The 21,606-nt window shown below is 69.1% G+C and carries 21 protein-coding genes; 19 read left to right on the top strand and 2 right to left on the bottom strand.

The window, feature by feature from the left end; all coding sequences use genetic code 11:
- Positions 1-76 precede the first annotated feature (76 nt).
- The 17 genes from ABIE21_RS08750 (at position 77) to ABIE21_RS08670 (ending at position 17,896) form a co-directional block, all read left to right on the top strand.
- Entirely contained in the window at positions 77-814 is a 738-nt protein-coding gene (locus ABIE21_RS08750) for an amino acid ABC transporter ATP-binding protein (protein ID WP_354024446.1), read from the top strand.
- Between the two features lie 44 nt (positions 815-858).
- The gene (locus ABIE21_RS08745) at positions 859-1,734 is read left to right on the top strand and encodes a glutamate ABC transporter substrate-binding protein (RefSeq protein WP_354024445.1); all 876 of its coding nucleotides are present in this window, start codon (positions 859-861) and stop codon (positions 1,732-1,734) included.
- 100 nt (positions 1,735-1,834) lie between these two features.
- Positions 1,835-2,482 (top strand): amino acid ABC transporter permease, encoded by a 648-nt coding sequence (locus ABIE21_RS08740; protein ID WP_354024444.1) that lies wholly within the window; start codon positions 1,835-1,837, stop codon positions 2,480-2,482.
- On the top strand, positions 2,479-3,393 hold the full coding sequence (locus ABIE21_RS08735) for an ABC transporter permease subunit (protein WP_354024443.1): 915 nt from the start codon (positions 2,479-2,481) through the stop codon (positions 3,391-3,393). The genes ABIE21_RS08740 and ABIE21_RS08735 overlap by 4 nt, the downstream gene beginning before the upstream one ends.
- Before the next feature lie 24 nt (positions 3,394-3,417).
- On the top strand, positions 3,418-4,458 hold the full coding sequence (gene pheS / locus ABIE21_RS08730; RefSeq protein WP_354024442.1) for a phenylalanine--tRNA ligase subunit alpha: 1,041 nt from the start codon (positions 3,418-3,420) through the stop codon (positions 4,456-4,458).
- Entirely contained in the window at positions 4,458-6,953 is a 2,496-nt protein-coding gene (pheT, locus tag ABIE21_RS08725) for a phenylalanine--tRNA ligase subunit beta (RefSeq protein WP_354024441.1), read from the top strand. Before pheS ends, pheT begins: the two co-directional genes overlap by 1 nt.
- 262 nt (positions 6,954-7,215) lie before the next feature.
- Positions 7,216-8,262, top strand: a complete 1,047-nt coding sequence (argC, locus tag ABIE21_RS08720; RefSeq protein WP_354024440.1) for an N-acetyl-gamma-glutamyl-phosphate reductase — start codon at positions 7,216-7,218, stop codon at positions 8,260-8,262.
- Complete coding sequence (gene argJ / locus ABIE21_RS08715; protein WP_354024439.1) at positions 8,259-9,416, top strand: bifunctional glutamate N-acetyltransferase/amino-acid acetyltransferase ArgJ; 1,158 nt, start codon at positions 8,259-8,261, stop codon at positions 9,414-9,416. The genes argC and argJ overlap by 4 nt, the downstream gene beginning before the upstream one ends.
- Positions 9,416-10,318, top strand: a complete 903-nt coding sequence (argB, locus tag ABIE21_RS08710; RefSeq protein ID WP_354024438.1) for an acetylglutamate kinase — start codon at positions 9,416-9,418, stop codon at positions 10,316-10,318. Before argJ ends, argB begins: the two co-directional genes overlap by 1 nt.
- Complete coding sequence (locus ABIE21_RS08705) at positions 10,315-11,517, top strand: acetylornithine transaminase (RefSeq protein WP_354024437.1); 1,203 nt, start codon at positions 10,315-10,317, stop codon at positions 11,515-11,517. Before argB ends, ABIE21_RS08705 begins: the two co-directional genes overlap by 4 nt.
- Positions 11,514-12,437 carry an ornithine carbamoyltransferase gene (gene argF / locus ABIE21_RS08700; RefSeq protein WP_354024436.1) on the top strand — a complete coding sequence of 308 codons (924 nt, stop codon included), beginning with the start codon at positions 11,514-11,516 and terminating at the stop codon, positions 12,435-12,437. The genes ABIE21_RS08705 and argF overlap by 4 nt, the downstream gene beginning before the upstream one ends.
- Positions 12,368-13,534 carry a heparan-alpha-glucosaminide N-acetyltransferase domain-containing protein gene (locus ABIE21_RS08695; RefSeq protein WP_436232333.1) on the top strand — a complete coding sequence of 389 codons (1,167 nt, stop codon included), beginning with the start codon at positions 12,368-12,370 and terminating at the stop codon, positions 13,532-13,534. Before argF ends, ABIE21_RS08695 begins: the two co-directional genes overlap by 70 nt.
- 81 nt (positions 13,535-13,615) lie before the next feature.
- On the top strand, positions 13,616-14,821 hold the full coding sequence (locus tag ABIE21_RS08690; protein WP_354024435.1) for an argininosuccinate synthase: 1,206 nt from the start codon (positions 13,616-13,618) through the stop codon (positions 14,819-14,821).
- A 10-nt stretch (positions 14,822-14,831) separates the two neighbouring features.
- The gene (gene argH, locus ABIE21_RS08685; RefSeq protein WP_354024434.1) at positions 14,832-16,268 is read left to right on the top strand and encodes an argininosuccinate lyase; all 1,437 of its coding nucleotides are present in this window, start codon (positions 14,832-14,834) and stop codon (positions 16,266-16,268) included.
- A gap of 2 nt (positions 16,269-16,270) precedes the next feature.
- The gene (locus ABIE21_RS08680) at positions 16,271-16,417 is read left to right on the top strand and encodes a hypothetical protein (protein ID WP_354024433.1); all 147 of its coding nucleotides are present in this window, start codon (positions 16,271-16,273) and stop codon (positions 16,415-16,417) included.
- A gap of 4 nt (positions 16,418-16,421) precedes the next feature.
- Positions 16,422-17,018 carry a DNA-3-methyladenine glycosylase gene (locus ABIE21_RS08675; RefSeq protein ID WP_354024432.1) on the top strand — a complete coding sequence of 199 codons (597 nt, stop codon included), beginning with the start codon at positions 16,422-16,424 and terminating at the stop codon, positions 17,016-17,018.
- Positions 17,018-17,896: a DUF817 domain-containing protein gene (locus ABIE21_RS08670; RefSeq protein WP_354024431.1), complete on the top strand. Its 879-nt coding sequence runs from the start codon at positions 17,018-17,020 to the stop codon at positions 17,894-17,896. Before ABIE21_RS08675 ends, ABIE21_RS08670 begins: the two co-directional genes overlap by 1 nt.
- On the opposite strand, the gene ABIE21_RS08665 is transcribed toward ABIE21_RS08670, so the two are convergent.
- Entirely contained in the window at positions 17,886-18,440 is a 555-nt protein-coding gene (locus ABIE21_RS08665; RefSeq protein ID WP_354024430.1) for a hypothetical protein, read from the bottom strand. The two genes, ABIE21_RS08670 and ABIE21_RS08665, sit on opposite strands and share 11 nt — an antisense overlap.
- Complete coding sequence (locus ABIE21_RS08660; RefSeq protein WP_354024429.1) at positions 18,437-19,060, bottom strand: DNA-binding protein; 624 nt, start codon at positions 19,058-19,060, stop codon at positions 18,437-18,439. Before ABIE21_RS08660 ends, ABIE21_RS08665 begins: the two co-directional genes overlap by 4 nt.
- A 138-nt stretch (positions 19,061-19,198) precedes the next feature.
- Here ABIE21_RS08660 and tyrS point away from each other — a divergent pair, with 138 nt between their 5' ends.
- Positions 19,199-20,506 (top strand): tyrosine--tRNA ligase, encoded by a 1,308-nt coding sequence (gene tyrS, locus ABIE21_RS08655; RefSeq protein WP_354024428.1) that lies wholly within the window; start codon positions 19,199-19,201, stop codon positions 20,504-20,506.
- A gap of 66 nt (positions 20,507-20,572) precedes the next feature.
- Positions 20,573-21,265: a hypothetical protein gene (locus ABIE21_RS08650; protein WP_354024427.1), complete on the top strand. Its 693-nt coding sequence runs from the start codon at positions 20,573-20,575 to the stop codon at positions 21,263-21,265.
- Positions 21,266-21,606 lie beyond the last annotated feature (341 nt).

Here is a 21,606-nt window from a genome sequence, read left to right as displayed (position 1 = left end):
GGCCTAAGTGTTTCAAATGAGTTAAGAATGGCTTCAAGGTTTGGCCCCCACCCGGCCCGTGTGGTTGGGTGGGGGCATGGAACCACTAGTCGTCGTAGACCACGTCAATAAGCACTACGGCGAACTGCACGTTCTGAAAGACATCACCACCACGATCCACCGCGGTGAAGTGGTAGTCGTCATCGGCCCCAGCGGCTCGGGCAAGTCCACGCTGTGCCGGGCGATCAACCGTCTCGAGACCATCGACAGCGGCACCATCACGATCGACGGCAAGCCGCTCCCCGCCGAGGGGGCAGAGCTCGCCCGCCTCCGCGCCGACGTCGGCATGGTGTTCCAGAGCTTCAACCTCTTCTCGCACAAGACGATCCTGCAGAACGTCACGCTGGGTCAGACCAACGTGCGCAAGCGCTCCAAGGCCGACGCCGACAAGCGCGCCATGGAGATCCTCGACCGGGTCGGCGTGGCCAACCAGGCCAACAAGATGCCCTCGCAGCTCTCCGGCGGCCAGCAGCAGCGCGTGGCCATCGCGCGTGCGCTCGCCATGGACCCCAAGGTCATGCTGTTCGACGAGCCGACCTCCGCCCTCGACCCCGAGATGATCACCGAGGTCCTCGACGTCATGGTCGGCCTCGCGAAAGACGGCATGACCATGGTCGTCGTCACCCATGAGATGGGCTTCGCGCGCAAGGCCGCGCAGCGGGTGCTGTTCATGGCCGACGGCTCGATCGTCGAAGAGGCCACGCCCGAGAAGTTCTTCACCGACCCCCAGAGCACGAGAGCGAAAGACTTTCTCTCGAAGGTACTTACCCACTAACCGGTGGGCGAGCAACACAGCATCACAGCAACCAGGAGGAAACCATGAGACTCAAAAAAAGTCTTCTGATCTCAGCCATCGCCCTCACCGGCGTGCTCGCGCTCAGCGCCTGCACCAACTCGGCAGCACCCGAAGCGGAGGTGACCCCTGAGGCGGAGGTCTCGTTCGAGGCGGGCACCACCATGGCGGAGCTCAACGAGGCCGGCTCGATCACCATCGGCACCAAGTTCGACCAGCCGCTGTTCGGCTTGGCCGGCCCCGACGGAACGCCGGTCGGTTTCGACGTCGAAATCGGCAAGCTGATCGCCGCGAAGCTCGGCATCCCCGCCGACGGCATCAAGTGGACCGAGACGGTGTCCAAGAACCGCGAGCCGTTCATCCAGAGCGGTGACGTCGACATCGTCGTCGCCACCTACACGATCAACGACGTTCGCAAAGAGGTCGTCTCGTTCGCCGGGCCGTACTACGTCGCAGGCCAGGACATCCTCGTGCTCGAGGGCAACCCCGACGGCATCGAGAGCGTCGAAGACCTCGCGGGCCAGACCGTCTGCAGCGTGACCGGCTCGACGTCGGAGAAGAACCTGATCGCCGCCGGCGTCACCGTTCTCCCCGCCGCCGGATACGCCGACTGCCTCGAGCCGCTGCGCTCCGGCGCGGTCGTCGCGGTCTCGACCGACAACGTGATCCTCGCGGGTCTCGCCGACCAGAACGAGGGAGAGTTCGAGGTCGTGGGCAACCCGTTCACCGAGGAGCCCTACGGCATCGGCCTCGCGCTCGAAGACGACGTCTTCCGCGCCTGGATCAACGACACCCTCACCGAGGCGTACGAAGACGGCTCATGGGCCGACGCCTGGGAGGCAACCGCGGGCAAGGTCCTCGAGACCCCCGACCCGCCGGCAGTGGACAACTACACGCGCTAAGCACTACCCGAGAATGGCCCGCACGAGGTAACTCGTGCGGGCCGTTCCATCGCTCGCAACAACTACGCCACTAGAACCGGCAAGAAAGGGAGGTGGGCACATGGATGCCATTATCGAGAACCTTCCGGTATTCCTCGAGGGATTCGGCAAGACCCTGGGCCTTCTCGCGCTCTCCGGCCTGCTCGCCCTCATCCTGGGAACCGTCGTCGCCGCCATGCGCATCTCGCCCGTCGGTTCGCTCCGTGGCTTTGCCACCGTCTACACCGAGCTGGTGCGCAACACCCCGCTCACCCTCGTGCTCTTCTTCTGCGGCGTGCTGCTCCCGTCGCTGGGTTTCCCACCCAACTACTTCGCCCTCGCCGTGCTGGGGCTCACCATCTACACCTCGCCGTTCTTCGCCGAGGCGATCCGTTCCGGCATCAACGGCGTGCCGATCGGACAGGCGGAGGCCGCGCGCAGTCTCGGCCTCGGGTTCGGCCAGACCCTGCGTCACGTCGTCATGCCGCAGGCCCTGCGCATGGTCGTGCCGCCGATCATCAACGTCTTCATAGCCCTCACCAAGAACACGTCGGTCGCCGGCGGATTCTTCGTCATCGAGCTGTTCGCCTCCGCGAGCGTCGTCATCAACGATCGCGGCGACGAGGTCATCGCGATCCTCCTCGCGGTCGCGTTCTTCTACCTGCTCATCACCATCCCGCTCGGCTTCGTCGCCGCCCGGGTCGAGAAGAGAGTGGCGATCCTGCGATGAGCAACTCCGTCCTGTACGACGTCCCCGGGCCCAAGGCCCGCCGTCGCTCGCTGATCCTCTCGATCATCGGCGTCGTCCTCATCCTCGGCCTGCTCGCCCTGCTGTACTCGGCTCTCGCCGCCCCGCGCGTCGCGGTCAACGGCAACGTCACCCCGAGCCTGCTCGACCCCAGCCGCTGGGACATCTTCAGCGACGTGCAGCTCTGGCTCGGCATCCTGCGCGGCCTGCAGGGCACGCTCGCCATGGCGATCCCGGCCGCCGCGAGCGCCCTGATCCTCGGCGTGCTGTTCTGCTTCGGGCGCACCTCGGCCACCGCGTGGATCCGCGTGCCCACCTCGGTGCTGCTCGAGTTCTTCCGTGGCATCCCGGTTCTGCTCCTGATGCTGTTCACCCTCCTCGTGTTCGGCACCGGCAACTACATCGCCGGAATCGTCGGCCTCGCGGTCTACAACGGCGCGATAATCGGCGAGGCGCTGCGGGCCGGCATCAACTCCCTGCCGCGCGGTCAGCGCGAATCGGGCCTCGCCATCGGCCTCACCCCGGTGCAGACGCGCCTCAGGATCGAGTTCCCCCAGGCGTTCCGGCAGATGCTGCCGATCATCATCGCCCAGCTCGTCGTGCTGCTGAAAGACACGTCGTTGGCGTACATCATCAGCTACCCCGAGCTGCTGCGCTACGTCATGACGTTCCTCAAGAACTACTACGGCGCGAGCTACCAGTTCTCGCTCTTCTTCGTCGTGCTCGTGGTCTACGTCACCCTCAACATGACCCTGTCGTGGATCGCACGCATCGTCGCGCGGCGCACGGCCGGGGGCCGAACTCCGAAGGGCCCGCGCACGACCGTCGGCGAGCCGGTGCTGCTTCAGCCCGATGGCGGAGCGGGCGGCGTGGGCGCCGGACGAGTGCTGTAGCGGTTCCCGCTAAACTCGGTGCTTGTGTCAGAACCCACCGAGATCACCGAAGAGGCCGTAACCGCGGCGGTCGACGCCGCGCTCGCGGCGGTCGCCGCCACCAGCACCGTGAGCGAGCTCAAGCTCGCCCGTGCAGCGCACACGGGGGAGACCTCGACGCTGGCTAAGCTCAACGCGCTCATGCGGAGCGTGCCTGGCGACCAGAAGGCCGCAGCCGGAAAGCTCGTCGGGCAGGCCCGCGGCACCGTGAACCAGGCCGTGGCCGCGCGAGAGGCCGAGCTGGCCGTCGCCGAGGAGACCGCGAAGCTCGCCGCCGAGGCCGTGGACGTGACCGCCGTGCCAGTGCGCTGGAACGCCGGCGCGAGGCATCCGATCTCCCTCCTGATGGAGAAGATGAGCGACATCTTCGTCGGCATGGGCTGGGAGGTCGCGGAGGGGCCGGAACTCGAGAACGAGTGGTTCAACTTCGACGCGCTCAACTTCGACGAGGACCACCCCGCGCGCGCCATGCAGGACACCTTCTTCGTCGACCCCGTCGACTCGCACCTCGTGCTGCGCACCCACACCTCGCCGGTGCAGATCCGCTCGCTGCTCGGCCGCGAACTGCCCGTCTACGTCGTCGCGCCCGGACGCGTGTACCGCACCGACGAGCTCGACGCCACGCACACCCCGGTGTTCCACCAGATCGAGGGCATCGCGATCGACAGGGGCCTCACCATGGCGCACCTGCGCGGCACCCTCGAGCACCTCGCCCGCGCCACATTCGGCGAGGGCGCGCAGATCCGCCTGCGCCCCAACTTCTTCCCCTTCACCGAGCCGAGCGCCGAGATGGACGTCTGGCAGCCGAACGCCAAGGGCGGCGCGCGCTGGGTGGAGTGGGGCGGATGCGGGATGGTCAACCGCAACGTGCTTCGAGCGGCCGGCATCGACCCCGACGAGTACCAGGGTTTCGCCTTCGGCCTCGGGATCGACCGCACACTGCAGTTCCGCAATGACATGAACGACATGAGAGACATGGTCGAGGGCGATATCCGCTTCAGCCAGCAGTTCGGAATGGTGGTCTGATGCGCATCCCAGTCAGCTGGCTCGGCGAATACGTCGACCTGCCCGAAGACGTCTCCGTCGAGCACCTGCACGCCGCGCTCGTGCGCGTGGGCTTCGAGGAGGAGGGCTTCCACGCCTTCGACCTGAGCGGACCCGTCGTGGTCGGCCAGGTGCTCGAATTCACCCCCGAGGCGCAGTCGAACGGCAAGACCATCAACTGGTGCCAGGTCGATGTAGGGGAGGCCGAGCCGAGAGGCATCGTCTGCGGCGCCCACAACTTCGTCGTCGGCGACAAGGTCGTCGTGTCGCTGCCCGGTGCCGTGCTGCCCGGCCCGTTCCCGATCGCCGCGCGCAAGACCTACGGCCACGTGTCCGACGGCATGATCGCCTCGGCGCGCGAGCTCGGGCTCGGCGAGGAGCACGACGGCATCCTGGTGCTCTCGTCGCTCGGACTCGACCCGGAGGTCGGCGTCGACGCCATCGAGCTGCTGGGGTTGAACGACTTCGCGGTCGAGATCAACGTCACCCCCGACCGCGGCTACGCGCTCTCGGTGCGCGGAGTCGCCCGCGAGTACTCGCACTCGACCGGGGCCGCGTTCCGCGACCCCGCTGCGGTTGCCACGGTCGCTGAGCCCGTCGAAGCGTTCTCCGTCACCATCGACGACACCGCGCCGATCCGCGGCCGCGCGGGTGTCTCGGTGTTCGAGTCGCGCGTGGTGCGCGGCATCGACGCCACCCGTCCGACCCCGCCGTGGATGGTCGCCCGCCTCGCCCTCGCCGGCGTGCGCTCGATCTCGCTGCCCGTAGACATCACGAACTACGTCATGTTCGAGCTCGGCCAGCCGATCCACGGCTACGACCTCGACACCCTCACCGGGGGCATCACGATCCGCCGTGCCACCGCCGGCGAGACGTTCGAGACCCTCGACGGCAAGGTGCGCGCACTCGACGTCGAAGACCTGCTCGTGACCGACGAGTCCGGGCCGATCGGCCTCGCCGGCGTCATGGGCGGAGCCAAGACCGAGATGTCGTCGTCGACGACCGACGTGCTCATCGAGGCGGGCAACTGGGAGTCCGTGTCTATCGCGCGCACGGCCCGCAGGCACAAGCTGCCGAGCGAGGCGGCGAAGCGCTACGAGCGCGGGGTCGACCCGCTGGTCGCCGCCCCCGCGGTCGCGCGAGTCGTGCAACTGCTCGTCGACCTCGCCGGCGGGACCGCAGACACCCTCGGCTCGTCGTACAGCAGCTTCGAGGCGCCCGCCCCGATCGAGCTCCCCGCCGACTACGCCGCGAGCATCATCGGTGTCGAGTACACGCCCGAGGAGATCGAGGGCGCGCTCACCGTCATCGGGGCCGTGGTCGAGCCCGCGGACGGCGCCTACAGCGTCACCGCGCCGACCTGGCGTCCCGACCTCACCGACAAGGCCACCCTCGTAGAGGAGGTCGCGCGCATCGTCGGCTACGACCGCATCCCGTCTGTGCTGCCCGTCGCGCCCCCCGGACGCGGGCTCACGCGCTCGCAGTCGCTGCGTCGTTCCGCGTCGCAGGCCCTCGCGGGCGGAGGACTCACCGAGGTGCTGTCCTACCCGTTCGTCACGAGCGCGAGCAACACGCTCTTCGGCTCCGCCACGGGCGAGCCGGTGGCCGCGATCAAGCTCGCGAACCCGCTCGACTCCGAATACGGGTGGATGCGGACCTCCGTCCTGCCCGGCCTCATCGACGCAGCCCGTCGCAACCTCTCCCGGGGTCTGACCGACCTCGCGCTCTACGAGATCGGGCTCGTCTTCGCCCCCGTGGCCGGCGAGGCCTACGGCAGCGGCGCCCTCCCGGTCGGCAACGAGCGTCCGTCGATGGACGCCCTGCTCGAGCTCAACGCGGGAATCCCGCCGCAGCCGTGGCACGTCGGAGCGCTCTACCTCGGCGACGCCGTCGTGAAGCAGCCCGGTCAGCCGGCGACGCCCTCGGGGCTCGCCGACGCCATCGGCGCGGCCCACCAGCTGGCCCTCGCCGTCGGCGCGTCGATCACCGTCCGTCAGGGCAGCCACCAGGCCATGCACCCCGGTCGCACCGCGGAGCTGTGGTCGGGCGGCACACTCGTCGGCTACGCCGGCGAACTGCTGCCGGCGATCGCCGACGACAGGGACCTTCCCCGCGTCGTCGCCCTGCTCGAGGTCGACCTCGACGCGCTCATCGCGAGCGCCCCGATCGAGGTCACACCGACGCCGATCGTGTCGTTCCCCGCGGCCACGCAAGACCTCTCCCTGGTCGTGACGGCCGCGACGCCCGCCGGCGACGTGCTCGCCACGGTCGTCGAGGGCGCCGGAGCGCTGCTCGAGCACGCGAACCTCGTCGACGACTACCGCGGCGCCGGAGTCGCGGAGGGCAGCAAGTCGCTGACCTTCGCCCTGCGCTTCCGCGCCCCCGACCGCACCCTCACCGCGGCGGAGGCGACCGAGGCGAAGACTGCCGCGGTCGCGCTGGCCGCCGAGCGCTTCGGGGCTGCGCTGCGCGAGTGACCGCATCGCCGGTTGAGCAGGCCCTGCTCGACCGGCGAGCCGCCGCCGATTCGGCCAAGCGGCACCGCACACGGTACGCTCGGCGGGTGGCCATTCTTCGCAACGCAGTCTCGATCAGCACCGTGCTGTCTTTCGGGCTGCGACGTCGCGCCACCTCCGAGCGACTCTAGGCGTCGAGAAGCCGACAGGGTCGACCCGTTTCCGGTCCCCGTCCACCTCGCCGCCGCCTCATTCCTCGTCCCCCTCTGAATAAGGTTGAGTCATGTCACTTTCCGTTGCCGTCGCCGGCGCTAGCGGCTACGCCGGGGGTGAGCTCCTGCGGTTGCTCGCCGCGCATCCGGAGTTCACCGTCACCACCGTCACCGCGTTCCAGAACGCCGGGCAGCCGCTCATCGCGCTGCAGCCCCACCTCCGCTCCCTCTCCCACCTGACCCTCGTCGCGACCACCCCCGAGAACCTCGCGGGCCACGACGTGGTCTTCCTCGCCCTGCCCCACGGCAAGTCCGGTGAGATCACCGCCGCCCTCGGCGACGACACCCTCGTCATCGACTGCGGCGCCGACCATCGGCTCACCGACGAAGCCGACTGGGCGACCTTCTACGGCGGCGAGTACTTCGGCGCCTGGACGTACGGCCTGCCCGAACTGCTGCACGCCGACGGCAGCAAGCACCGTGAAGAGATCAAACAGGCCACGCACATAGCGGTACCCGGATGCAACGTCACGGCGATCTCTCTCGGACTCGCGCCGGGCATCCAGTCGGGCCTCCTCGGCGCCGACGACCTCGTCGCCGTTCTGGCCGTCGGTCCCTCCGGCGCGGGCAGGGCCCTGAAGACCAACCTGCTCGCCAGCGAGATCCTCGGCTCGGCGTCTGCCTACGGCGTGGGCGGGACCCACCGTCATACCCCGGAGATCACACAGAACCTCGCTCTCGCGGGCGGGGTCGACGTGAGCATCTCGTTCACCCCCGTGCTCGTGCCGATGAGCCGCGGTATCCTCGCGACCTCCACAGCGAAGCTGAAGGCCGGCGTCACAGCGGCAGAGGTGCGGGCCGCGTTCGAGGCCGCCTACGCCGACGAGCCGTTCGTGCACCTGCTGCCCGCGGGCGAGTTCCCGCGCACCGCCGACACCGTCGGCGCCAACACCGCGCTGATCGGCCTCGCCGTCGACGAGTCGACGCGCAGGGTCGTCACGGTCACCGCCATCGACAACCTCGTCAAGGGCACGGCCGGTGCCGCCATCCAGTCCGCCAACATCGCCCTCGGTTTCGCCGAGACCACGGGGCTCAGCATCGATGGAGTAGCACCGTGAGCGTCACCACAGCGGCCGGATTCGCCGCGTCCGGAGTAGCCGCCGGGCTCAAGTCCACCGGCAAGAACGACGTCGCCCTCGTGCAAAACCTCGGGCCGGACAAGACGGCCGCGGTCGTCTTCACGAGCAACCGCGCCAAGGCGAACCCGATCATCTGGTCGCAGCAGGTGATCGGCGACGGCGTCGTCGAGGCCATCGTGCTCAACTCGGGCGGCGCCAACTGCTACACGGGCGCCTTCGGATTCCAGACAACGCACGCCACCGCGGAGGCCGTCGCCGAAGGCCTCGGCGTCTCGGCGGGCGACGTGCTCGTCTGCTCCACGGGCCTCATCGGCGTCGGCGGGCAGGACTTCCGCGACAAGGTCATCGGGGGAGTCGCCGCCGCGATCCCCGCGCTGTCGGCCGACGGCGGCCACGACGCGGCACTCGCGATCATGACCACCGACTCGAAGCCGAAGGAGGCAGTGGTGCAGGGCGCCGGCTGGTCCGTCGGCGGCATGGCGAAGGGTGCCGGCATGCTCGCCCCCGGTCTCGCCACGATGCTCGTCGTGCTGACGACCGACGCCCGGCTGAGCTCGGCAGACCTCGACAGCGCACTGCGCGCGGCGACGCGCGTCACCTTCGACCGCCTCGACTCCGACGGCTGCATGTCGACCAACGACCAGGTCTCCCTGCTGGCGAGCGGGGCATCCGGGATCACCCCCGGCCTCGACGTGTTCACCGCCGCCGTCACCGCCCTGTGCGCCGACCTCGCCGCCCAGCTGCAGGCCGACGCCGAGGGCGCGAGCCACAACATCTCGATCGAGACCATCAACGCCGCCAGCGAAGACGACGCGGTCGAGGTGGGCCGTTCGGTTGCCCGCAACAACCTGTTCAAGGCCGCGGTCTTCGGCAACGACCCCAACTGGGGACGTGTGCTCGCCGCGATCGGAACCACGACCGCCCAGTTCGACCCCTACGACGTCGACGTGACCATGAACGGTGTGCGCGTCTGCCGTTCCGGCGAACCCGACCAGCCGTCCGATGCCGTCGACCTCACACCGCGCGCGACGCACGTGCTCATCGACCTCAAGGTCGGCACGGCGACGGCGACCATCCTGACCAACGACCTCACGCACGACTACGTGCACGAGAACAGCGCGTACTCCAGCTGATGGGCGCGTTCAGGAAGGCAGCGGAGCTCGAGGTCACCACGAAGACCGCGGTGCTCATCGAGTCGCTCGCCTGGCTCAAGCAGTTCAACGAGAAGATCATGGTCGTCAAGTTCGGCGGCAACGCCATGGTCGACGAGTCTCTCCAGCGCGCGTTCGCCGAAGACATGGCCTACCTCCGGTTCGCAGGCATCCGGCCGGTCGTCGTGCACGGCGGAGGACCGCAGATCTCGGCGCGTCTCGCCGAGCTCGGCATCCAGAGCGAATTCCGCGGCGGCTACCGCGTGACTACAAGCGAGTCGATCGAGGTCGTCCGCGACGTGCTCTCCGGGCAGATCAGCCGCGAGCTCGCCGGAATGATCGACAAGCACCAGGACGGCCTCGCCATCACCATCTCGGGTGAAGACGCGAACCTGTTCGGCGGACGCCGCCGTGGTGCTGTCGTCGACGGCGAGACGGTCGACCTCGGTCTCGTCGGCGACGTCGTCACCGTCGACCCGACGGCGGTGTTGGAGGCGGTGAACGCCGGTCGCATCCCGGTGATCGCATCGATCGCCCCCGATCTCGACCAGCCCGGCCAGTCGCTCAACATCAACGCCGACTCGGCGGCATCCGCACTCGCCGTGGCGCTCGGCGCCGAGAAGCTCGTGATCCTCACCGACGTCGCCGGTCTCTACCGCGACTGGCCCGACCGCGAGTCGCTCGTCTCCATCATCGACACGGAGGAGCTCACCGAGCTGCTTCCGGCACTCGAGTCGGGCATGATCCCGAAGATGACGGCGTGCCTCGAGGCCGTCGTCGGGGGAGTGGCGAAGGCGGCGATCATCGACGGCCGCACGCCGCACTCGATCCTCGTCGAGATCTTCACCCACAGCGGCATCGGCACGGAGGTAGTACCCGCATGAGCGAAACACACACGGTCCCTGAGCCCGTCGGAGGATGGCGCGACCGCTTCGCGACCGCGATGATGGGCTCTTCGCCGGCGCCGCTCACCATGCTCGACCGCGGGGAGGGCTGCTACGTCTGGGACGTCGACGGCAAGAGGTACCTCGACTTCCTCGCCGGAATCGCGGTCAACTCGCTCGGTCACGCCCACCCGGTGCTGGTGGATGCCGTCAGCCGGCAGATCGCGACCCTCGCGCATGTCTCCAACTACTTCGCCACCGCTCCGCAGGTCGAGCTCGCAGAGCGCCTCCGCCGCCTGACCGGCGCGGGCGACGCGGGACGCGTCTACTTCGGCAATTCGGGCGCCGAGGCCATCGAGGCCGCCATCAAACTCGCGCGCCGCAACGGGCAGCACAAGAAGATCCTCGCGCTCCACAACTCGTTCCACGGGCGCACGATGGGATCGGTGTCGCTCACCGGAAAACCGGCGCTGCGCGAGCCGTTCGATCCCGCGCTTCCCGGCATCGAGCACATCGACTCCACGATCGAGGCCCTCGAGGCGACGATCGGCGACGACGTCTCGGCGCTCGTCGTCGAGCCGATCAAGGGCGAGGCCGGCGTGGTCGAGCTGCCGGAGGGCTACCTCGAGCGGGCACGGGAGCTCACCGAGAAGCACGGGGCGCTGCTCATCCTCGACGAGATCCAGACCGGCGCCGGCCGCACCGGCAGCTGGTTCGCCTTCCAGCAGCACGGGATCGTGCCCGACGCGGTCGCACTCGCCAAGGGCATCGCCGGGGGAGTGCCGATCGGCGCGCTCGTCACCTTCGGCCGGGCGTCCGACCTGTTCACCGTCGGCCAGCACGGCAGCACCTTCGGCGGAAACCCGCTCGCCACCGCCGCGGCCAACGCCGTGCTCGGCGAGATCGAGAACGCCGGACTCGTCGAGAACGCGGCCCGCCGCGGCGACGAGCTGCGCGCCGCGATCCTCGCCATCGGCTCCCCGCTCGTGACCGAGGTCAGGGGCGCGGGGCTCCTCATCGGCATCGGCCTCGGCGAACCGTCCGCCCCCGCGATCTCGGCGCGGGCGCTGGAGCTCGGGCTCATCATCAACGCGCCCAACGACACCAGCATCCGTCTCGCGCCGCCGCTCATCGTCGGCGACGCGGAGATCGCAGAATTCCTCACACTCTTCACCCAGGCCCTGGAGGCGACATCATGACCCGGCACTTTCTCCGCGACGACGACCTGACGCAGGCCGAACAGCTCGAGATCCTCGACCTCGCGGTCGAGCTCAAGAAAGACCGCTACGCGGTCAAGCCGCTCGCCGGCCCGCAGACCGTCGCCGTTATCTTCGACAAGTCGTCGACCCGCACCCGGGTGTCCTTCGCCGTGGGAATCGCCGACCTCGGCGGAAGCCCGCTCATCATCTCCACCGCCAACAGCCAGCTCGGCGGCAAGGAGACACCCGGAGACACCGCGCGCGTACTCGAGCGCATGGTCTCGGCGATCGTCTGGCGCACCTACGCGCAGAGCGGCCTCGAGCAGATGGCCCTCGGCACCACCGTCCCGGTGGTCAACGCCCTGAGCGACGACTTCCACCCCTGCCAACTGCTCGCCGACCTCCTCACCATCCGCGAGCACCGCGGAACGCTGAAGGGGCTCACCGTCACCTTCCTCGGCGACGGTGCGAGCAACATGGCCCAGTCGTACCTGCTCGCGGGCGCCGTCGCGGGCATGAACGTGCGGATCGCGAGCCCGATCGCCTACGCGCCGGCTCCGGAGGTCGTCGCCGACGCCACCGCCGTCGCCGCCGCGAACGGCGGATCGGTCGCCCTCTTCACCGATCCGGTCGACGCGGTCTCCGGTGTCGACGTCGTGGTCACCGACACCTGGGTGTCGATGGGCAAGGAAGACGAGAAGGCCGAGCGCATCGCGACCTTCGGCGCCTACACCGTCGACACCGCGCTCATGGCACACGCCAAGGACGACGCTCTCTTCCTGCACTGCCTCCCGGCCGACCGCGGCTACGAGGTGGCGGCCGAGGTCATCGACGGCGAGCAGAGCGTCATCTGGGACGAGGCGGAGAACCGCCTGCACGCCCAGAAGGCGCTCATGGTCTGGCTGCTGGAGCGCGCCTGACCCACCGGCCCGGTAGCGCCCGACGAAGGAGGCCGCGCATCGAAACTGCAACGAGCACCACGCGCATCGTCGGCATCGACATCGCGCGCGGCCTCGCCGTGCTCGGAATGTACGGCGCCCACGTCGGAGTCACCGAGCCGTTCGACTGGGCCCAGCCCGGCTCGTGGCTCGATGTCGTCAACGGACGCTCGTCCATCCTGTTCGCGGTGCTCGCCGGTGTCTCGATCGCGATCATCTCGGGAGGCACGACGCCGGCGGCGGGCGCCGACCTGCGCACGGCGCGCATCCGCATCCTCGTTCGCGCGGTACTCATCTTCGCCATCGGCATGCTGCTCGTGGCCCTCGACACCCGCATCGCGATCATCCTGCCGATGTACGCGGTGCTGTTCGTCGCGGCTCTGCCCGTGCTGAGCTGGCGGCCGCGCTCGCTGTTCATCGCCGCCGGAGCGGTCAGCGTCGTGGCACCGGTCGTCGTGGTCGCCATCTCTCCCGGCCTGCAGAACGGCGGGCTGCTCGTCGACCTCCTCGTCACCGGTCACTACCCTGCGCTGATCTGGATCGCGTTCGTCCTGGCGGGGCTCGGGATAGGCAGGCTCGATCTGCGGCAGCCATCCATTCGTCTGCGACTGCTCGCGGTGGGCGCGGGGCTCGCCGTCCTCGGCTACGGCGCCGGTGTCGCGGCGAACCAGGCGGTTGCGGCGAGCACGCGGCCCGTGGCGTACGACATCCAGCTGCTCGCCACGGTGGAGGCGCACAGCGGCAGCCCGTTCGAGGTGATCGGCTCCGCCGGCTTCGCGATCGCCGTGATCGCGCTGTGCCTGATCGCATCCGGGCCGCTGCGCATCCCGCTCTACCCGGTCGCGGCGGTCGGCTCGATGGCGCTCACGGCCTACACCGCGCACGTCGTGATCGTCTATCTCATCGGCGACAGCGCGTTCATGCAGCCCGACAACGGCCTGTACCTCTGGTTCGTGCTGGGGGCGCTCGTCGCCTGCAGCATCTGGGCACGTCTTCTCGGGCGCGGGCCGCTCGAGCGAGTGCTCACCCTCGTGTCGCGGTTCGCGGCCAATCCGGCTCGCCGGCGAACGGTCCGCTGAGCGTCGGCGGCCCGGAGAACGACGACGGCGGGCGCACGCTCGCCGTCTACACTTGAATTCGATTACAAAGCAGGGAGCAACATGGCGGATCGCGTCGTTCTGGCCTACTCAGGCGGACTGGACACTTCGGTAGGTATCGGCTGGCTGAAAGACGCCACGGGCAAAGAGGTCGTCGCGCTCGCGGTCGACGTCGGCCAGGGCGGCGAGGACATGGACGACATCCGTCAGCGCGCCCTCGACTGCGGCGCCGTCGAATCGATCGTCGTCGACGCGAAAGACGAGTTCGCGGCCGACTTCCTGATGCCGGCCCTCAAGGCCAATGCCATGTACCAGAAGACCTACCCGCTCGTCTCGGCGCTGAGCCGCCCGGTCATCGCCAAGCACCTCGCCATCACGGCGAAGCGCCTCGGCGCCGACAGCGTCGCGCACGGCTGCACCGGCAAGGGCAACGACCAGGTGCGCTTCGAGGCGGCCGTCGCCGCCCTCGCGCCCGACCTGACGAGCATCGCCCCGGTTCGCGACCTCGCCCTCACCCGCGACAAGGCGATCATCTACGCCGAGGAGCACAACCTCCCGATCCGCCAGAGCGCCAAGAACCCGTACTCCATCGACAAGAACGTCTGGGGCCGCGCGGTCGAGACCGGGTTCCTCGAGGACCCGTGGAACGCTCCGATCGAAGACCTCTACGAGTACACGCAAGACCCGTCGGTGTTCAAGGAGGCCGACGAGGTCGTCATCACCTTCGAGGCCGGAATCCCGGTCGCCATCGACGGCGTGCAGCTGTCGCCGCTCGCGATCATCGAGCAGCTCAACACCGTCGCGGGCAAGCACGGAGTGGGCCGCATCGACGTCGTCGAGGACCGCCTGGTCGGTATCAAGAGCCGCGAGGTCTACGAGGCGCCCGGCGCCGTCGCGCTCATCGCCGCCCACGAGGCCCTCGAGAGCCTGACCCTCGAGCGCGACGTCAACCGCTACAAGCGCTCGGTCGAGGCCGAATGGTCGAACCTGGTCTACGACGGACTCTGGTTCTCCGGCCTGAAGCGCAGCCTCGACGCGTTCATCGACGACACGCAGAAGTACGTGTCCGGCGACATCCGCCTCAAGCTGCAGGGCGGCCGCGCCGTCGTCACCGGCCAGAAGAGCGCGACGAGCCTGTACGACTTCAGCCTCGCGACCTACGACACCGGCGACACTTTCGACCAGTCACTGTCGAAGGGCTTCATCGAGCTCTGGTCGCTGCCGAGCAAGATCGCCGCCCGCCGCGACGCGGCCGCCGACGGTCGTTGAGCCTCACGAGATGACGACCGATCAGGATGACGGCACCGCTGGCGTGACCGGCGACGGCTCCCTCTGGGGGGCCAGGTTCGCCAGCGGTCCGTCGCCCGAGCTCGCGCGGCTCAGCCGGTCGATCCATTTCGACTGGCAGCTCGCGGGATACGACCTCGCCGGGTCGAGCGCGCACGCGAAGGCGCTCGCCTCGGCGGGATACCTGAGCGACGATGAACTGGAGCGGATGCTCGCCGCCATCGGCCAGCTCGGCCTCGCCGTCGTCGACGGCTCGTTCGAGGCCCGTGACGACGAGGAAGACGTTCACGCCGCCCTCGAGCGCGGGCTCATCGAGCTGACCGGCACCGAGCTCGGCGGCAAGCTTCGCGCGGGCCGCAGCCGCAACGACCAGATCGCCACTCTCATCCGGTTGTACCTGCTCGACCACTCGGTCGCCATCGGGCACCTCGTCGTGCAGCTCATCGACGCGATCGCCAGTCAGGCCGACGCCCACATCGACGCCGTGATGCCCGGCCGCACCCACCTGCAGCACGCGCAGCCGGTGCTGCTCGCGCACCACCTGCTCGCCCACGCCTGGCCGCTGGTCCGCGACCTCGAACGCCTGCGTGACTGGCGCGTGCGCGCCTCGACCAGCCCGTACGGCTCCGGCGCCCTCGCGGGCAGCTCGCTCGGACTCGACCCCGTGCTCGTCGCGCGGGAGCTCGGGCTCAGCGGCCCGACCGAGAACTCGATCGACGCCACCGCGAGCCGCGACGCCGTGGCCGAGTTCGCGTTCATCACCGCGCAGATCGGCGTCGACATCTCGCGACTGGCCGAGGAGATCATCCTCTGGAACACGCGCGAATTCGACTTCGTGAAGCTCGACGACGCGTTCTCGACCGGGTCGTCGATCATGCCCCAGAAGAAGAACCCCGACATCGCCGAGCTGGCCCGCGGAAAGGCCGGCCGCCTGATCGGCAACCTCACCGGGCTGCTCGCGACTCTCAAGGGTCTGCCGCTGGCCTACAACCGTGACCTGCAGGAAGACAAGGAGCCTGTCTTCGACTCGGTCGAGACCCTCGAGATCCTGCTGCCGGCCTTCACCGGAATGGTCGCAACGTTGCGCTTCAACACCGAGCGGATGCGTGTGCTCGCGCCCCAGGGGTTCTCCCTAGCCACCGACGTGGCCGACTGGCTCGTCCGCCAGCACATACCGTTCCGTGAGGCCCACGAGGTGAGCGGTTCGCTCGTCCGCTTCTGCGAGGACCACGACCTCGAACTGCACGAGCCCACCGACGAGCAGTATCTGTCGGTCTCGCCGCACCTCATGTCAGGCGTGCGCGCCGTGCTCACCGTCGACGGGTCGATCGCGAGCCGCGACGGTGCCGGAGGCACGGCGCCGGTGCGTGTGTCCGAGCAGCTCGCTGCCCTCACCGCGCGCGTTCGCGCTCTCAGCGCGGGGGTCTAGGCATGGCGGACGACGACGACGACAAGCAGCGCTCGGGCTGGTACGACCCCATGGGGTCGCGCACCAAGACGATCGTGATCGTCGTGGCGGGCGCGATCGTCGCCGGGGCGATCATCACGGCGCTCGTCCTCGGAATCCCCTTCTTCTAGACCGGTGTTCGACCGCACCCTGCTCGCCCGATCCGCGGTAGAGGTCGCGCCCCTGCTGCTCGGCGCACATCTCGTCTCGGGCGACGTGACGCTGCGCATCACCGAGGTCGAGGCCTACCTGGGTGTCGGAGAAGACCCCGGCTCGCACTCGTTCCGCGGCAAGACCCGGCGCAACGAGGTGATGTTCGGCGAACCCGGCCACCTCTATACCTACTTCACCTACGGCATGCACGTCTGCGCGAACGTCGTGTGCTCACCCGCCGGCTCCGCCTCGGCCGTGCTGCTACGGGCAGGCGAGATCGTCGAGGGGGTCGACGTCGCCAGGGCGCGTCGCCTCACCTCGAAATCGGACGTCGACCTGGCGCGGGGGCCAGCGCGGCTGGCCGTCGCCCTCGGGATCACGCTCGCCGACGGGGGAGCCGACCTCGCGGCCGGCCCGCTCCGCCTCGAACTGCCCGCCGAGGCATCCGCCCACTCCACAAGCGCACGCACGGGTGTCTCGGGCGACGGCGGCGGCGAGGCCTACCCGTGGCGGTTCTGTATCCCGGGCGACCCGACCGTCTCGCCGTACAGGGCGCACACCCCGAAGAAGCGCTCGTGATGGGACGGTTCACCTCGGTCGAACAGGCGATCGACGGCTACGCCCACCGCTTCCTCGACCGGGCGCCGCTCAGCGGCACGCGCGCCCGCCTGACCGAGTTCGTCGTCTTCGGGCTCAAGCAGGGCTGGGCGTGCATCTTCGGGGCCGCGATGCTCGCCGTGCTCGTCGGCACGCGGCTCTGGTACCCCGACGACGCGGCCCTCGCCCGCAACGACTTCCTCGTGCTGGCGGCCGTCGCCATCCAGGTGATCATGGTCGTCGCCAGGCTCGAGACGCTGCGCGAGCTGCGCGTCATCGTCATCTTCCACGTCGTCGGCACGGGCATGGAGATCTTCAAGACCGACGTCGGATCGTGGGTCTACGAGGGCGACGGCCTGCTGCGCATCGCCGGGGTGCCGCTCTACAGCGGGTTCATGTACGCGGCCGTCGGCTCGTACATGGTGCGCGTCTACCGCATGTTCGACCTGCGGTTCGAGCGCTACCCGCGCCGCTGGATCACCGCGGTCGTCGCTGCGCTCATCTACGCCAACTTCTTCACGCACCACTACGTGGCAGACGCGCGCTGGGTGCTGCTCGCTGCGGTCGTCCTGGTCTTCGCGCCGACGATGATGCAGTTCACGGTATTCCGGTCGAGATTCCGGATGCCGCTGCTCGTCGCCTTCCTGCTCGTGGCCGTCTTCATCTGGCTGGCCGAGAACATCGCCACCTGGTCGAACGCGTGGGCCTATCCCGATCAGGTCGACGGGTGGCATCCGGTGTCCGTGGCGAAGCTCGGCTCCTGGTTCCTGCTCATGATGATCTCTGTCGTGCTCGTGGCCTGGGTGTACCCGCCGCGCGAGCCGGATCCGGTGGCCGAGGGGCTGAGCGCTACCAGTTGAGCACGATCGCGGCCGTGCAGGCGCTCGCCCAGACCAGGCTCGCCAGCGTGCCGATGATGAAGCGCTCGCGGGCGGCCGAGTTCTCGAGCTCGGAGTAGCGGCCGAGGCCCTTGATCGCCACGATCACCGCGACCGCCGCGGGCTGCCCGGCGAGCACCGAGCCGATCAGGGCGACGCGTTCGAGGTAGCCGATGGTCGCCCCGCCGCGCAGGATCTCGCGAACGGGCGCGGGCGACATCACGAGTATCCCGCCGTGGCTGCCCGGGGTCACGCTGCCGCGGGTCGCGAGGGTGAGCAGATACGACACGAACGGGCTGCCTCCGATCGTGCCGAGCAGCACGAAGCCGATTCCGGCCAGGATGCCGAGCGACGGATGCACCACGGGCACGTCGGCGAGGGCGAACACGATCGCGCCGAGGATGGGCACGACTCCGGGCGCCACGAGCCAGTACCGCCTGTCCCGAGACGCGAACCAGGCCAGCTCGACCGACCCGTACAGGGCGACGAGCCCGATGACGGAGAACGCGATCGCGGCGGCGTTCATCGTGCGTCCTCTTGCAGCGCCGGGTAGGCGGAGTCGAGGGTGTCGACGAGGCGGGAGAGCGGCTCGATCGCCGCGTCCTCGGCGCGCAGCTCGGCCGCCCGCGCCCGCTTGCTCGCCGACTGCGGGGTGATGCCGATGGCGCTGGCTGCGTCGGCCTGGGTGAGGCCGCGGGTGACCAGGTCGTGGATCTCCCATCCCTGTTCGCTGCGTCTGGCGCGGAGGATGAGCAGCAGGTCGACGAGGGCCTCGAGGTCGTGCGCTTCTGTGCGGCGCGGCTCCGCGGCCGCGGCGAAGCGGGTGGCCTTCTTCTTGGCCCGGTCGACCGCGGACCGAGCGGCCACGAAGGCGTCGCCCGTCGATTCGCGGATGCTCGAACCGAGCGGTTCGCGAACCGAACCGACCCCGAGTCCGACGCTCCAACGCCCCGCGCGGGTGAGGGCGAGGACGACGTCGACCGCCGTGCGGCCGTCGCGCACCAGCAGCTGGATCTCGTCGCCTGCCGTGCGATCGGCCGACAGCAGCAGCCCTCGCGCGAAGTCCGTGTTCAGCATGGCGAGAGTGTCGGTCGCGAGGTCGGCAGTCGAGCGGCTGTCGACCTGATCCGCCGTGATGACGATCATCTATACTCCAATCAGGCTTGTGAGGCTGATATCCAGTTTATCAACCCTACAGGGCTGTGAACACGCTCATCACTCCTAGAGGGCTGATCGAGCCGCACCCGACCCGTCAGGGCTCGCGACCTCCGCTAGCCTGTATCCGTGTCTTCTCCAGCATCCCCGGTTCCCGCAGTCCAGCGCAATGACGACTCGTTCGAGGATGTCTGGGACGAGATCGTCTGGCGCGGCCTCGTGCACGTCTCGACGAACGAGGTCGAGCTCAAGCAGCTGCTCGCGGGGGACCCGATCACCTACTACTGCGGTTTCGACCCGACCGCGCCGAGCCTGCACCTCGGCAATCTCGTGCAGCTGCTGCTGATGCGACGGCTCCAGCTCGCGGGCCACCGGCCGCTCGGCCTCGTCGGCGGGTCCACGGGCCTGATCGGCGATCCCAAGCCGAACGCGGAGCGTACGCTGAACACCCCCGACGTCGTGAACGAGTGGGTCGGATACCTGCAGGGGCAGGTATCGCGATTCCTCAGCTTCGAGGGCGACAACGCGGCGCGACTGGTGAACAACCTCGACTGGACCGCGCCGCTGTCGGCGATCGACTTCCTGCGCGACATCGGCAAGCACTTCCGAGTCGGAACCATGCTCAAGAAGGACGCGGTGAGCGCGCGCCTCAACTCCGATGCGGGAATCAGCTACACGGAGTTCAGCTACCAGATCCTGCAGGCCCTCGACTTCCGCGAGCTGTACCGGCAGTACGACTGCGTGCTGCAGACCGGCGGCAGCGACCAGTGGGGCAACCTCATCGGAGGGACCGACCTCATCCGTCGCTCCGAGTCCGTGTCGGTGCACGCGATCGGCACCCCGCTCATCACCAACTCCGACGGCACCAAGTTCGGTAAGAGCGAGGGCAACGCCGTCTGGCTCGACCCCGAGCTCACGAGCCCGTACGCGATGTACCAGTTCTGGCTCAACACCGACGACGCCGACGTGGTCGGCCGGCTTAAGGTGTTCACGTTCCTCGACCGCGCGCGCATCGAGGCCCTCGCCGAGCTCGTGGCGACGGAGCCGTTCCGTCGAGAGGCGCAGCGCACCCTCGCCTTCGAGGTGACCGCATTCGTGCACGGACTCGCGGCGACGGAGGCTGCGATCGCGGCATCCGCGGCGCTGTTCGGCCAGGGTCAACTCGAGTCGCTCGACGCGGCGACGCTGACCGCCGCGACCGCCGAGCTGCCGCGGGCCGACGTGACGCCGCAGACGACGATCGCCCAGGCGCTCGTCGACACCGGGCTGACCAAGGGACTGGGGGAGTCGCGTCGCGCGATCAGCCAGGGCGGCGTCTACCTCAACAACACCACGGTCACCGACGAGCAGGCCGACTTCGTCGGCGCAGCGCTCGCGAGCGGGCACGCGGTGCTGCGCCGAGGCAAGAAGACGCTGGCTGCCGTCGTCATCTCGTAGACGGCGTTTCGAAACATGACTGTCGCTTAAGTTCGCTACGCTGGCCCCGAATCGAGGGAGCAGCGAATGGAACTGGGCGACACGCAGCAGGCGCAACGGGAACGCGGCGCATTCGACTTCGCCCTCGCTCCCGCGCCGATAGACCGCGCGGAGGCGGCGCGGCGTGCGCTCGATTTCTCCGACCGGCCGCCGCGTGTCAGGCCGAAGACCTCCGTGCTCGAGTGGATCGGCCTCGTGTTGGCCGTGCTCGCTCCGCCGCTCGGTCTGATCGTCACCATCGTCGCGCGGATCATCACCCGCTACCGGCACCACTGGACGACGACCGTGGCCAAGGCCGCGACCGTCATCTCGATCGTCCTCACCCTCGTGCTCGCCGCCGGCGCCGTCGTCTTCTCGGTGCTGGCTGAGGAGCGGGCGGCGGAGGACCGGGTGTTCGCGTCGGCCCAGCCGCTCTGTGACGCACTCGCCACGACTCCCGGCATCCTCGACACCCCGGCCTACGGCTGGCCGACGGAGGTGGCCCCGCTGCCGCAGACGCTCGACGCGATGCGGGCGTACCAGGCACGCTGGGCGGAGCTCGTTGCGCTCGCTCCCGAGGCCGCCAAGGCGAACCTCTCGGCGATCGCCGAGCAGGCCGGGATCCTCGTCACCGCGGTCGAGACGACCCAGGCCATCGACAGGCAGGGCAACCTGAGCACGATGTCCACCGTGACGGCCGCCTCGGGTCTGCCCGCCTGGGTGACCACCTACTGCGGATAGCCGCGCCCACCGCGCCCACCGCCGCGCCCCTCCGCCGCCGGCCCCCCGCACGACCAGCTGCTCCGAAAACGCAGGAGTTCGCGGCCGTGTGGCGTGCGGGCCGGGTGATCGGTGTGTTTCGGGCCGGAATCTCCTTCGTTTTCAGCGCGGGTAGCGGTGCGGGTATGGATGGCGCGGGGCCGGTCGGTGCGGTCGGTGTGGCGAGCGACGGTGATGAACGCCGGGTTGCGAGGGTGTGGCCGTGGCGCGACACGCCCGGGATGTGGGTTGCTTTGCGGGGTGGGTGTGGCGCACGTAGAGTAATCACTCGTCACCCCAAAGGTGCGGAAAGCCGCAGAGCT

This window comes from Conyzicola nivalis (assembly GCF_040548875.1).
Lineage (GTDB): Bacteria > Actinomycetota > Actinomycetes > Actinomycetales > Microbacteriaceae > Conyzicola > Conyzicola nivalis_A.
Note: the sequence above shows the minus strand (reverse complement) of the source record. Positions and strands in the feature narration are given on the sequence as shown.

Excerpts from the sequence above, each read along its gene's own strand:
- ABIE21_RS08750 (WP_354024446.1), top strand. The coding sequence starts at position 77 with ATGGAACCACTAGTCGTCGTAGACCACGTCAATAAGCACTACGGCGAA.
- ABIE21_RS08745 (WP_354024445.1), top strand. The coding sequence starts at position 859 with ATGAGACTCAAAAAAAGTCTTCTGATCTCAGCCATCGCCCTCACCGGC.
- ABIE21_RS08740 (WP_354024444.1), top strand. The coding sequence starts at position 1,835 with ATGGATGCCATTATCGAGAACCTTCCGGTATTCCTCGAGGGATTCGGC.
- ABIE21_RS08735 (WP_354024443.1), top strand. The coding sequence starts at position 2,479 with ATGAGCAACTCCGTCCTGTACGACGTCCCCGGGCCCAAGGCCCGCCGT.
- pheT (WP_354024441.1), top strand. The coding sequence starts at position 4,458 with ATGCGCATCCCAGTCAGCTGGCTCGGCGAATACGTCGACCTGCCCGAA.
- argC (WP_354024440.1), top strand. The coding sequence starts at position 7,216 with ATGTCACTTTCCGTTGCCGTCGCCGGCGCTAGCGGCTACGCCGGGGGT.
- argB (WP_354024438.1), top strand. The coding sequence starts at position 9,416 with ATGGGCGCGTTCAGGAAGGCAGCGGAGCTCGAGGTCACCACGAAGACC.
- ABIE21_RS08705 (WP_354024437.1), top strand. The coding sequence starts at position 10,315 with ATGAGCGAAACACACACGGTCCCTGAGCCCGTCGGAGGATGGCGCGAC.
- argF (WP_354024436.1), top strand. The coding sequence starts at position 11,514 with ATGACCCGGCACTTTCTCCGCGACGACGACCTGACGCAGGCCGAACAG.
- ABIE21_RS08690 (WP_354024435.1), top strand. The coding sequence starts at position 13,616 with ATGGCGGATCGCGTCGTTCTGGCCTACTCAGGCGGACTGGACACTTCG.
- argH (WP_354024434.1), top strand. The coding sequence starts at position 14,832 with ATGACGACCGATCAGGATGACGGCACCGCTGGCGTGACCGGCGACGGC.
- ABIE21_RS08680 (WP_354024433.1), top strand. The coding sequence starts at position 16,271 with ATGGCGGACGACGACGACGACAAGCAGCGCTCGGGCTGGTACGACCCC.
- ABIE21_RS08670 (WP_354024431.1), top strand. The coding sequence starts at position 17,018 with ATGGGACGGTTCACCTCGGTCGAACAGGCGATCGACGGCTACGCCCAC.
- ABIE21_RS08665 (WP_354024430.1), bottom strand. The coding sequence starts at position 18,440 with ATGAACGCCGCCGCGATCGCGTTCTCCGTCATCGGGCTCGTCGCCCTG.
- ABIE21_RS08660 (WP_354024429.1), bottom strand. The coding sequence starts at position 19,060 with ATGATCGTCATCACGGCGGATCAGGTCGACAGCCGCTCGACTGCCGAC.
- ABIE21_RS08650 (WP_354024427.1), top strand. The coding sequence starts at position 20,573 with ATGGAACTGGGCGACACGCAGCAGGCGCAACGGGAACGCGGCGCATTC.